Raw genomic sequence first — 12,014 nt, 5'->3', positions numbered from 1 at the left:
TATCGAGCGCGCACCCGCCTGCGTCCTCATTCGCGCAGAGTCTCCGAGGTGCGCGGAAACACCGATGTAACGGAGAATGTCTAGTCTGCCTACCGAGACCATCATCCCCCGAGGAGGAAACCCTGGCCCTTTCCGCTCTGCCCCGCCGCGAGAACCCCTGGATCGATCTGCCCGCGAGCCGCGACGACGTGATCCTCGACGAAGGCGTCCTGCGCCTCGTCCACGAGACCACGACGCCTGACGGCGCCCGCACCGCCGACCTGCTGCTGATCGCCGACGCGCTCGAGTCCGCCGGCATCCGCACGCTGCTCATCCGGCACGATCTCCACACGCCCGCGCTCGCGATCGACCTCGCGGACGCGCACAGGACGGCGGCGACCCTGCGCAGTCTCGGTCAGCGCGAGCCGCTGTATCTCAAGGCGAAAGGCACGGCCCCTGTTTTCGCGGCCGATGCGGACATCCCCGATTCCGCACCCCACGCGCTCCGGGCCTACCGCCCCCGCGTCAGCGCTGGCGGAGGCCGGCGGTACGACCACGAGTACGGCGTGCGCGTGGAGTTCTGGCGGTTCGGCGAGACGGCCGTCGAGGCTCCGCAGGCGAATGCGCTCATGCGGCGCATCACGCCGGCGCAGGACGTGCACATCGTGAGCGGGTCGCGGTACGGACGCGAATGGCAGACGGTGGTCGGAATGCTCGACCCGCACCCCCGCGAGGTCACCCACGACATCGACATGGTGTTCTCGTGGGTCGACGGCTCGGCGAGCGAGTTCCAGCGGCAGCGCGCCGCCCAGCTCTCCGAGTACGTCGTCGGCGAGGGAGATGACGGTCCGGCCCGCTATCGGCACGTCGACGAGCTCCGCTACGCCCTGCGGAGCGTGCACATGTACGCGCCGTGGGTGCGGCGGATCTTCATCGCGACGGACTCCCCCGCGCCCGCATGGCTCGCCGACCACCCGAAGGTGACGATCGTGCGCAGCGAGGAGTTTTTCGCCGACCCCTCCACTCTGCCCACGCACAACTCGCACGCGGTCGAGGCCCAGCTGCACCGCATCGACGGGCTGGCCGAGCACTTCCTGTACTCGAACGACGACATGTTCTTCGGTCGCCCCGTGCATCCCGAGCTCTTCTTCTCGCCGGGCGGCATCTCGTCGTTCGTCGAGTGCGACGTGCGCATCGGCGCGGGCGACCCGCGCCTGGAGCGCTCGGGCCACGACAACGGCCTGCGCGTCAACCGAGCCCTGTTGCAGGAGCGCTTCGGGCGCGTCATCGTCCGCGACCTCGAGCACTGCGCCGCTCCCCTGCGCCGCAGCGTCATGCGGGAGCTCGAGGAGACGTTCCCCGAGGACTTCCGCCGCACCGCGGCATCCCGCTTCCGCGCTGCGACCGACATCTCCGTGACCAACTCGCTCTACCACTACTACGCGATGTTCACGGGGCGCGCGCTGCCGACATCGGTGCCGCGCACCCGGTACGTGCAGACGACGCTCGCCCGCTCGCTCGCCGGAATGGAGCGGCTGGCGAAGCGTCGCGACATCGACATGTTCTGCCTGAACGACGGCGGCGAGACCGAGGTTCCGGAGGAGATCCGGGTCGCATCGCTGCGCGATGTGCTGGAGCGGATGTTCCCGATCCGCGCGCCCTGGGAGATCCCGGCGGTCAGCGAAGGACGGGCACGGGACGCGTCGGCGGCGCGCTCCGGCGTGAAGCGCTGACGGGCGCGATCCCGGCCTCGGCAAGCCGCCGCTGAGCCTCGCCCGCGTCGGTGTACTCGAGGGTGGCCGGCGCATCGACCGGCACGACCGAATGCACGACCGTGTCGTCGTACACGTGGACGAAGTTGAACGACTGCGCGCCGTCCTGCGGGCGCGTGCCTCCTACGGGAACCGTGAGGTCCTGCGCGTAACAGGTCGAGGACGCCACCGAGACCGGGATGCCGGCGAACGTCGCGAAGGTCGAATAGTGCAGGTGGCCCGCGATGATGGCCCGCACGTCCGAACCCGCAAGCACAGCCGCGAGCGAGCGCTGGTCGCGGAGCTCGACGCTGGCCGCCAGCGGCAGGACGCTCGGGACCGGCGGGTGGTGCATCGCGAGGATCGACCCCAGCGGAGCGGGGGTCGACAGCACCTCGCGCAGCCACGCCAGCTGCGCGGGGCGCACTTCGCCGTGATGCGCGCCGGGGACGCTGGTGTCGAGCGTGATGAGCCGAAGCCCGTCGATCTCGTCGACGCGATCGGCGGCATCAGCGGTACCGGGCTCGCGCCACAGCGTCTCGCGGAATCCTGCGCGGTCGTCGTGGTTGCCCATGACCCAGAAGACGCGGGTCCCCAGACGCTCGGCGAACGGCTCGACCAGGTCGCGCAGCTCGGCGTACGCACCGCGCTCGCCGAGATCGACGAGGTCGCCGGTGAAGACGATCCCGTCGGGGCGAAGGGCGGCCGTCTCGATCGCATCGAGGGCCCGGCGCAGGTGCGCGGCCGCGTCGACGCGGTCGAAGAGCTGGGAGCCGGCGGCTCGCAGGTGGGTGTCGCTCAGGTGCAGCAGCACCCTTTCGGGTGCCGGGTACTCGGCGGTTCGCATCGTCTCTTCCGGGTCGGGTGATGCTCGCCGCGACGCTCGCGGCTCGTCCCGAATGTTACCGGCATGTTTCGGGAGAACCCGATGACGCGCTGATGAGCGTTCAGTGAACAGATGCCCCGAGCCGCACGAAATCGTCGATCGTGAGCTGCTCGCCGCGCAGGGTCGGGTCGATGCCGACGGCCTCGAGAGCCGCCGACGCCGTCGCCGCGGTTCCGCCGAACAGCGGCGAGACCGCCTGGCGGAGCATCTTGCGCCGCTGGCCGAAGGCCGCGTCGATGATCTGGAATGTGCGGCGGCGGAGGGCTTCGTCGCCGCGCGCCTCGGCATCCCGCTCGAAGGCGACCAGCAGGCTGTCGACGTTCGGGACGGGCCAGAACACCTGCCGCGAGACCGTGCCGGCGAGACGCCACGATCCGTACCACGCGGCCTTCGCGCTCGGCGAGCCGTAGATCTTCGACCCGGGCGCAGCGGCGAGGCGTTCGGCCACCTCGGCCTGCACCATCACCACACCGCGCCGCAGATACGGGAAGGTCTCGAGGAAATGCAGCAGCACGGGAACGCTGACGTTGTACGGCAGGTTCGCGACGAGCACGGTCGGATCGCCCGGAAGCTCGGTGACGCGCAGCGCGTCGGCGTCGACGACCGTCAGCGCGCCGTCGGCGACGCCGTGCCGGGCCGCGGTGACCGGAAGGTGCGCGGCGAGGCGGTGGTCGATCTCGACCGCTGTGACGCTCGCTCCGGCCTCGAGGATCGCGAGCGTCAGCGACCCCAGACCGGGTCCGATCTCGACGACCCGCTCGCCGGGCTGGACGCGGGCGGCGTGCACGATCTTGCGGACGGTGTTGGCGTCGACGACGAAGTTCTGCCCGAGCTTCTTGGTCGGCGTCACGTCGAGTTCGGCCGCGAGGGCGCGGATCTCGGCGGCACCGAGCAGGGTCACAGGCATGAGGACCAGCCTAGTTGCGCGGCGCCGCGTCGCCCGGCGGACGGCGCGGCGCTGCAGGTCATACGTCCGCGGAGGCGGCAGCGGCAGCCCGAGCGGCACCCGGCAGCGCCTCGAGGATGCGGCCGAGGGCGACGTCGTCGTGCGCCGCGGTGAGGAACCACGCCTCGAACGCCGAGGGGGGAAGCGACACCCCCGCGTCGAGCATCGCGTGGAAGAAGGCCGCGTAGGCGCCGGCATCCTGACCCGTCGCCGTCTCGTAGTCGGGGACGCCTGCGACCACCGCCGAGCCAAAGAAGACGCTGAAGAGCGTTCCCGCGCGCTGGACGATGTGCGGCACACCGGCCGCATCGAGGGCGGCCGAGGCCGCGACGGAGACCGTGTCGGCCGCTCGCGAGATGCGCGCGTAGACGTCGGCGTCGGCGAGCCGGAGGGTGGCGAGACCGGCCGCGACCGCGACGGGATTCCCCGAGAGCGTGCCGGCCTGGTAGACGGGGCCGAGGGGCGCGAGCAGATCCATGATCTCAGCGCGTCCCGCCAGCGCCGCGACCGGAAGACCACCTCCGACGACCTTGCCGAAGGTGAGCAGGTCGGGAGCGACGTCTTCGCCCGTCTCGCGCAGGACTCCCCAGTAGCCCGAGGGTCCGGAGCGGAATCCGGTCAGGACCTCGTCGCTGATGAGCAGCGCGCCGTGCCGGGTCGTGAGCTCGCGGAGGAACGTCGTGAAGCCGGGCACGGGCGGGACGACCCCCATGTTCGCGCCGGCGGCCTCGGTGATCACCGCGGCGATGTTCGGGCCATGCTCGGCGAAGACGGCCTCGAGGGCGACCCGGTCGTTGTAGGGCACCACGAGGGTCTGCGCGGCGATCGGAGCGGGGACGCCCGCCGATCCGGGCAGGGCGAGGGTCGCGAGTCCCGAGCCGGCCTGAGCGAGGAGCCCGTCGGAGTGACCGTGATAGTGGCCCGAGAACTTCACCAGCAGGTCACGTCCGGTCGCACCCCGCGCGAGCCGGATGGCGGTCATGGTCGCTTCCGTGCCCGTCGAGACGAGACGGATCTTCTCCGCGATCGGCACGCGGCGGCGGATCTCCTCCGCCAGCTCGGTCTCGGCGGGGGTCGACGCACCGAACGACAGACCGCGGCGGGCAGCGTCGACGACGGCGTCGATGACCTCGGGATGAGCGTGTCCGACCAGCGCCGGCCCCCAGCTCGCGACGAGGTCGACGTAGTCGCGTCCCTCCGCGTCGGTGACGTAGGGACCGGTCGCGGAAACGTAGAAGCGCGGTGTGCCCCCCACCGAGCCGAAGGCGCGGACCGGGGAGTTCACACCTCCGGGGATGACAGCCCGGGCACGGTCGAACAGTTCGTCATTGCGGGTCATGCGAAGTCCTTTCCAGCGCGGATCCAGTCCGCCACCTCGCGGGCCCAGTACGTGAGGATCACATCGGCACCCGCGCGCCGGATGCCGACGAGCGACTCGGCGATCGTACGGTCACGATCGATCGCGCCGGCCCGCGCGGCCAGCTCGATCATCGCGTACTCCCCCGACACCTGGTACGCCCAGACCGGCACTGTGGCGGCTTCCGCGACGCGCGCGAGTACATCGAGGTAGGGGCCCGCGGGCTTGACCATGACGTAGTCGGCGCCCTCGGCGATGTCCTGCATCGCCTCGGCCAGCCCCTCACGCGCGTTGGCGGGGTCGAGCTGGTACGTGCGGCGGTCGCCCTGCAGAGTCGATTCGACGGCGTCGCGGAAGGGCCCGTAATAGGCCGAGGCGTATTTCGCTGAGTACGCCAGCAGCGCGACGTCGCTGTGACCGGCCTCGTCGAGCGCGGCTCGGATGACGGCGACCTGGCCGTCCATCATCCCCGACAGCCCCAGCACCTCGGCACCGGCCCGAGCCTGGGCGAGCGCCATCCGCGCGTAGACCTCGAGGGTCGCGTCGTTGTCGACCGACCCGTCGGCCGCGAGCAGCCCGCAATGACCGTGGTCGGTGAACTCGTCGAGGCACAGGTCGGCCTGCACCGTGATGCGTCCCTGAGCGGCGTCTCGCGCGACGCGGATCGCGCGATTGAGGATGCCGTCCTCGGCGACCGCCCCCGATCCCTCGGCGTCGCGGACGGCCGGAACGCCGAAGAGCATGATCCCGCCGATGCCCGCGTCCGCGGCATCCGTCACGACGCTCGCGATGGCCTCGATCGGATGCTGCATGACGCCCGGCATGCTGGCGATCGGCAGCGCCTCGTCGATGCCCTCCTTCACGAAGACCGGCAGCACCAGCTGCGCGGCGACGAGGTGGTGCTCGGTCGACAGGCGGCGCATCGCGGGGGTGCGGCGCGTGCGGCGCAGGCGCCGCTCGGGGAAGGTGCTCATGGGGAATCCTCTGGTGCGGGTCGCGCGTCGAGCTCTGCGATGAGGGCGTCGACGCTCTGCGAGTGTGCGGTGTGGTGCACGGTGTAGCCGAGCTTCTCGGCGTCGCGCGTGGTGCCGGGACCGATCGAGGCGATGAACACCTCGGGCCCGGGGATGCCGACCTGACGGCGGAGCTCGCGCCCGACGCTGAGCGACGTGAGGAGCACGGTGTCGATCTTCCCGGTGCGCACCTCCTCGGCGATCTCGGGGGTCAGGTCGACCCCGACCGTCCGGTACGCGATGCAGACGTCGACCTCGTAGCCCTGGAGCTCGAGCTCGTCGCTGATGACGGCCATCGCCAGGTCGGAGCGGAGCACGAGACAGCGCCCCGTCGATCGCGGCGAGCGTCCGGCGCACCACTGCGCGATCATGTTGGTCGCCGACGAGGTGCCGACCGGCACGAACTCGACCTCGAAGCCGGCGTCGGCCACGGCGCGCGCAGTCGGGCGGCCGACCGCGGCGATGCGCGTTCCGATCGGGATGCTCACTCGTTGGGCGACGAGCTGCTCGACGGTCGCGGCGCTCGTGATGAAGACCCAGGCGTACTCCCCCGCAGCCAGAGCGGTGAAGGCGGCGTCGCGGGCGGCGAGATCGCGCGGGGGCCGCGACTGGATGAGGGGCGCGATCACGCCGGTCGCGCCGCGGCGCTCGAGTTCATCGCGCACGCGCTCGCCCCAGGATCCCCCGCGGGGGATCAGGATGCGGCGTCCCTTCAGGCCGCCCGTCATCGGCTCGTCCCCGGCAGATCGGCGATGTCCGCGGCACCGCCGTCCAGCAGCTCGGCGACGACATCGGCGGCGACCGACTCACGCTCGCCCTCGGAGGTCAGGTCGGCGCGCAGGGCACGCTGGGCGCGCACCGTGCGGTCGCCCCCGGGCGCGTAGACCTCGGCGACGAAGACGGACTCGGCCGCGAGCCCGGTGACCGAGATCCCCACCGGCGCGGCACACCCGGCCTCCAGGCGGCGGAGGACCGCACGCTCCAGGAGGGCGCGCGACGACGACTCGGCGTCGTCGATCAGCGCGACCGCGCGACCGATCGGTCCGTCGAGGTCGACCGTGCGGATCTCGACCGCGAGGGCTCCCTGACCGGCCGATGTCGGCCACTGGTCGAGCCCGAAGACCTCGCCGATCGCCGCGTCGCGCTCGATGCGCCGCAGCCCCGCCTCGGCGAGGACGATCGCGTCGTACTCACCGTCGCGCATCTTGCGCAGGCGCGTGTCGATGTTCCCGCGGATGTCGCGCACACGCAGGTCGGGCCGGCGCCGGAGGACCTGCGCGACGCGGCGCGGCGACCCGGTGCCGATGACGGCCCCCTCGGGCAGACCGTCGAGAGTCGTCTCCTCGCTCGGACCGCACAGCACGTCGCGCTGCGGAGCCCGCGGCGGCACGGCACCGATGGTCAATCCCGGGTAGGGCGCGGTGGGAAGGTCCTTCATCGAGTGCACGACGAGGTCGCAGTCGCCCCGCAGCAGCGCCTCGCGCAAGGCGGTGGCGAACACACCGGTACCGCCCATCTGCGCGAGCGAGCCGGTCAGCACATCGCCGTCAGTGGTGATCTCGACGAGCTCGACGGTGATCCCGGTTGCATCCGTGATCGCGTCGGCGACGTGGCGCGACTGGGTCGTGGCGAGCAGGCTCGCCCGTGTCCCGAGACGGAGCACCGGCGCCGCGGACCTGTCGACGTCGTGTGCACCGGCTGTCACGGCGCCACCCCCGCGAGCGCCGGCTGGAAGCCCAGGCGCTTGTTCTCGCAGCATCCGGGACGGCACACGTCGTACCAGGGGCCCAGTGAGGTCACCGCGGGACGCTCCTCGACGGGCGTCCCCTCGAGCCGCTCCTCGACGAGGTCGACCAGACCCGCGACGTAGGCCGGGTGCGTGCTGGGCGACGCGGTGCGCACCGCGAACAGCCCGTGCTCCTCGGCCGTCTCCATCGCCTCGGTGTCGAGGTCCCAGAGCACCTCCATGTGGTCGCTGACGAACCCGAGCGGCACGATCAGCACGGCCTTGCGCCCCGCGGCGGGCAGCTCGGCGATCGCGTCGTTGATGTCGGGCTCGAGCCACGGCACGGACGGCGGGCCCGACCGGCTCTGGAACACCAGCTGCCACGGGCTCGTCGTGCCGAGCTCGGCCACGATCGCCTCCGCGACAGCGGTGTGCTGCGCGACGTACGCGCCACCGGGGCCGAAGCCGCGCTCGGGCGGGCCGGAACGGTCGGCGTCGGAGTTCGGGATCGAGTGCGTCGAGAAGAGGATCTCGATGTCCTCCTCGGCGATGCCGCGCTCGCGCACCTTCGCCAGGCCGTCGCGGATGCCGTCGACGAACGGAGCGACGAACCCGGGGTGGTCGAAGAACTGCCGGACCTTATCGATCTCGACCTCGCCCGCCAGTCCGGTGGCCTCCATCGCGTCGGCCAGGTCTTCGCGGTACTGGCGGCACGACGAGTAGGAGCTGTAGGCGCTCGTCGCGATCGCGATGACGCGACGATGCCCGTCGGCGTGCAGGTCGCGCAGGGCATCGTCGACGTACGGCATCCAGTTGCGGTTGCCCCAGTACACCGGCAGCCCGAGGCCGCGCGCGGCGATCTCCGCCTCGAGGGCGGCCTTGAGCTCGCGGTTGTGCTGGTTGATCGGCGACACGCCGCCGAAGTGGCGGTAGTGGTGCGCGACCTCTTCGAGGCGCTCGTCGGGGATGCCGCGCCCGGCGGTGACGTTGCGGAGGAACGGCAGAACGTCGTCCTGGCCCTCGGGGCCACCGAAGCCGAGGAGGAGGAGCGCGTCGTACGACGTGGGCTCGCTCACGTGGGGCGCTCCCCCGCACGACGCCGGACCGGCGGCGGGAACCGCGCAGCCGGGGGCGCACGGCGGCGCGCTCTGGGCACGCGGGGGCTTGGGGCGGAACTCGTTCGCGCTCATCAGGACAGCACCTCCGCCAGCTCGGACACCTCGACGCGTCGGCCGGTGTAGAAGGGCACCTCTTCACGGACGTGCCGCCGCGCATCGGTGGCGCGCAGGTCGCGCATGAGGTCGACGAGACTGATCAGCTCGTCGCTCTCGAGGGGCAGGAGCCACTCGTAGTCGCTCAGGGCGAAGGTCGAGACGGTGTTGGCGATGACGTCCGAGAACTTCGCGCCGCGGCGGCCGTGCTGGGCGAGCATCGCCGAGCGCTCCTCCTCGGGCAGCAGGTACCACTCGTAGCTGCGCACGAACGGGTAGAGGCAGAGCCAGTCGCGGGCGTGCTCGCCGCGAAGGTAACCGGGAACGTGCCGCTTGTTGAACTCCGCCTCGCGGTGCACGCCCATGGCGCTCCACTCGAGGTCGAAGGCGGCCAGCGCGGCCGTCCGCCGAAGTTCGCGCAGGGCGCGCTGCAGCGCCGCCGGGTCGTCGTCGGAGCCGGGGGCGGTGTGCAGCCAGACCATCAGATCGGCGCCGGCACGCATGCCGGTGACGTCGTACAGGCCACGCACCGTCACTCCTGCGTCGGGCAGTCCGGCGACGACGCGCTCGAGTTCGGCGAGGTCGGCGTCGGTGGGCGTCTGCGGCCGCGGGCGCGGGCCCGCGAGGATCGCGAAGAGGGTGTAACCGAGCGGGATCTGTTCTTCGGTCATCGGGAGTCCTTTCGAACGGAGGGAACGGCGAAGAGCTCATGGGCCAGCGCGCGGGCGTGCGGGATGACCGAGGCGAGTCCGGTCCCGGCGGCGACGGCGCCGGTGACGTGGATGCCGCGGGCGGCGGCATCCATCACCGTCGCCGTCCACGCCTCGGACTCGGCCGGGACGACGGCATCGCGCCAGCGGGTGGTGATGATCTCACCGACGTCGCTTCGGTCGACGCGCGCACCGGTGAGATGCGAGATCTCGCGGGCAACGGCTGCGGCGGAGTCGAGGCCGGCGGTGTCGTCGGCACGCGCTGAGAGGCGCACGACATGCGTTCCCTCGGGCAGCGCTTCCCGGGCCCAGGCCCACTTCGCGTCGATGTGGGTGAGAGCCTTGGCCGCGGTGCGCGCGTCAGGAGCGACGATGACGCCGGAGCCGACCGGCTCCGCAGACAGGTCGTCGGAGGTGACCGCCGCGGTGAGCAGGCGAACCGCGGGCTGGATCGGCGCCGTGGCGGCTGCGTCGATGGCGCCGCTGTCCTGCCCGAGCAGGGCTGCGGCGCCTCGCGGGCCGGTCGCGATGACGACGTGCTCGGCACGGATCGTCCCGCCGTCGGCGAGCGCCACCGTGACGCCGGAGCCCCGCGCCGAATCGACCCGGCCGACCGCGGTGCCGGTGCGGATCACCGCGCCTCGCTCGGCGGCGAGGCTCGCGACGGCGTCGGCGAGCCGCCACATGCCCCCGGAGATCCCGCCCACAGCGGTTCCGCCGGGCGCGTTCGGGGCGACCTCCGCGGCCGCGGCCAGCAACGATCCGGTTCGCTCGAACGCCGCCCACATCTTCGGGTGAAGACGCGGGAGCGGAACGGCCGCGGCCGGCTGCGAGTAGATGCTGCGGCAGAGCGGATCCACGAGAGCACGGAGGAGGCCTTCGCCGAGGCGTTCTTCGACGACGTCGGCGAGCGAGGCGGTCGGGTCGATCGGGGCGTCGAGCACCTCGGCGGCGGCCCGCTCGGCCGCGCGGTCGCCGATGATCGCGACCACATCCGAAGCGAGCGGGTCGGCCGGGATGCCGATGACCGTGCGTCGCGGCAACGGCAGACGGCTCCACCGGGTGCCGGGCAGGCCGACGCCGTGCTGCGAGACCAGGTGCGCGGGACCCGACCGCGGTGCGACGACCTCGAGCGGCAGGGCGAAGTCGGCGATGAGTCGCGGCACCGCATCGGTCCGCTTGGCGAAGGACTCCGCCCCGAGGTCGACGTCGATTCCGGCGATGCGCCCACGGCGCAGCATCCCGCCGATCTGGTCATCGGACTCGAGGACGGTGACGCGCTTCCCCGCTGTCACGGCTTCGAGCGCGACGACCAGCCCGGCGATACCGGCCCCGACGACGACGACGTCGGTCTCGACGGTCATGCCGACCGCCAGGCGTGAACTGTCCGCACCACCGAGCTGATGGCGTCGGGATCGGCTTCCATGGGCACCCCGTGCCCGAGGTTGAACACGTGTGCGCGGGCCGCACGCCCGGCCTCGAGGATGCGCGCGATCGCCGCGTCGCGGACCTCGGTCGGAGCGAAGAGCAACGCGGGATCGAGGTTGCCCTGCAGCGTCAGGTCGCCGCCGACCCGACGAGCGGCCTCGTCGAGGGGCACGCGGTAGTCGACTCCGAGGGCGTCGATGCCGATCGAGGCCATGTCACGCAGGATCTCGCCCGTCCCGACACCGAAGTGCACGAGCGGGATGTGGTCGATGCCCGAGCCGACGGGGACCGGGAGAGCTCGCACGGCGTCGAACGACGCCGCGGATGCCGGCAGAGCCGCCGCGCGGTAGTCCTCGGGAGGGAGACCGCCCGCCCACGAGTCGAACAGCTGCGCGGCGCTGGCGCCGGACTCGACCTGCAGCGCGAGGAACTCCCCCGTCACGCGGGCGAGCCACTCCGTCAGCGCTCGCCAGGCAGCCGGGTCCTCGTGGATCAGACGGCGGGCGGCCAGGTGGTCCTTGGACGGTCCGCCCTCGACGAGGTAGGCGGCGAGGGTGAAGGGGGCTCCGGCGAAGCCGATGAGCGGCAGCGGCTCGCCGCGCGACTCGGACTCCTCGGCCAGCATCCCGGTCGTCAGCTCGACGGCGCGGGCGATGGCCTCGCCGCGTTCGCGCACGAGAGCGGGATCGATCTCGACCGCGCGGGCGATGTCGGCCGCCGTCCGCAGCGGCTGGGCGAAGACGGGTCCGCGACCCGCCGCGATCTCCACCTCGATGCCGAGGATCGCCAACGGCACGATGATGTCGCTGAAGAAGATCGCCGCGTCGACGCCGTGCCGGCGCACCGGCTGGAGCGTGATCTCGCTGGCGAGCTCGGGCGTCAGGCAGGCGTCGAGCATCGTGCCCTGCGAGCGCAGCGCACGGTATTCGGGCAGTGACCGGCCGGCCTGGCGCATGAACCAGACGGGGGTCTTCTCGACGCGTTCGCCGAGCAGGGTGCGCACGAGC

The 12,014-nt window shown here is 72.0% G+C and carries 11 protein-coding genes; 1 reads left to right on the top strand and 10 read right to left on the bottom strand.

Annotated features, from left to right (window positions below; all coding sequences use genetic code 11):
* Positions 1–188 precede the first annotated feature (188 nt).
* Positions 189–1,712 (top strand): stealth conserved region 3 domain-containing protein, encoded by a 1,524-nt coding sequence (locus ACI2K6_RS00255; protein WP_323985806.1) that lies wholly within the window; start codon positions 189–191, stop codon positions 1,710–1,712.
* Here ACI2K6_RS00255 and ACI2K6_RS00250 read toward each other — a convergent pair.
* From ACI2K6_RS00250 to hemE, 10 genes are all read right to left on the bottom strand, one after another.
* A complete protein-coding gene (locus ACI2K6_RS00250) occupies positions 1,657–2,577 on the bottom strand; it encodes a phosphodiesterase (protein WP_274179538.1) in 921 nt (306 codons plus the stop codon). The two genes, ACI2K6_RS00255 and ACI2K6_RS00250, sit on opposite strands and share 56 nt — an antisense overlap.
* Positions 2,578–2,677: 100 nt before the next feature.
* A complete protein-coding gene (gene rsmA / locus ACI2K6_RS00245) occupies positions 2,678–3,523 on the bottom strand; it encodes a 16S rRNA (adenine(1518)-N(6)/adenine(1519)-N(6))-dimethyltransferase RsmA (RefSeq protein WP_274179539.1) in 846 nt (281 codons plus the stop codon).
* Between the two features lie 58 nt (positions 3,524–3,581).
* Entirely contained in the window at positions 3,582–4,901 is a 1,320-nt protein-coding gene (hemL, locus tag ACI2K6_RS00240; protein ID WP_274179540.1) for a glutamate-1-semialdehyde 2,1-aminomutase, read from the bottom strand.
* Positions 4,898–5,893, bottom strand: a complete 996-nt coding sequence (gene hemB / locus ACI2K6_RS00235; RefSeq protein ID WP_274179541.1) for a porphobilinogen synthase — start codon at positions 5,891–5,893, stop codon at positions 4,898–4,900. Before hemB ends, hemL begins: the two co-directional genes overlap by 4 nt.
* Positions 5,890–6,660 (bottom strand): uroporphyrinogen-III synthase, encoded by a 771-nt coding sequence (locus tag ACI2K6_RS00230; protein WP_112617980.1) that lies wholly within the window; start codon positions 6,658–6,660, stop codon positions 5,890–5,892. Before ACI2K6_RS00230 ends, hemB begins: the two co-directional genes overlap by 4 nt.
* Complete coding sequence (gene hemC, locus ACI2K6_RS00225; protein ID WP_274179542.1) at positions 6,657–7,637, bottom strand: hydroxymethylbilane synthase; 981 nt, start codon at positions 7,635–7,637, stop codon at positions 6,657–6,659. The genes ACI2K6_RS00230 and hemC overlap by 4 nt, the downstream gene beginning before the upstream one ends.
* Positions 7,634–8,848, bottom strand: coding sequence for a ferrochelatase (locus ACI2K6_RS00220; protein ID WP_274179543.1), 1,215 nt, complete (start codon positions 8,846–8,848; stop codon positions 7,634–7,636). Before ACI2K6_RS00220 ends, hemC begins: the two co-directional genes overlap by 4 nt.
* Positions 8,848–9,540 (bottom strand): hydrogen peroxide-dependent heme synthase, encoded by a 693-nt coding sequence (gene hemQ / locus ACI2K6_RS00215; protein WP_274179544.1) that lies wholly within the window; start codon positions 9,538–9,540, stop codon positions 8,848–8,850. The genes ACI2K6_RS00220 and hemQ overlap by 1 nt, the downstream gene beginning before the upstream one ends.
* Positions 9,537–10,943, bottom strand: coding sequence for an NAD(P)/FAD-dependent oxidoreductase (locus ACI2K6_RS00210; RefSeq protein WP_274179545.1), 1,407 nt, complete (start codon positions 10,941–10,943; stop codon positions 9,537–9,539). The genes hemQ and ACI2K6_RS00210 overlap by 4 nt, the downstream gene beginning before the upstream one ends.
* Entirely contained in the window at positions 10,940–11,962 is a 1,023-nt protein-coding gene (hemE, locus tag ACI2K6_RS00205; protein ID WP_282502583.1) for a uroporphyrinogen decarboxylase, read from the bottom strand. Before hemE ends, ACI2K6_RS00210 begins: the two co-directional genes overlap by 4 nt.
* Positions 11,963–12,014 lie beyond the last annotated feature (52 nt).

Origin of the sequence: Microbacterium sp. NPDC006705 (assembly GCF_044903545.1) — a bacterium.
GTDB lineage: Bacteria > Actinomycetota > Actinomycetes > Actinomycetales > Microbacteriaceae > Microbacterium > Microbacterium plantarum.
Note: the sequence above shows the minus strand (reverse complement) of the source record. Positions and strands in the feature narration are given on the sequence as shown.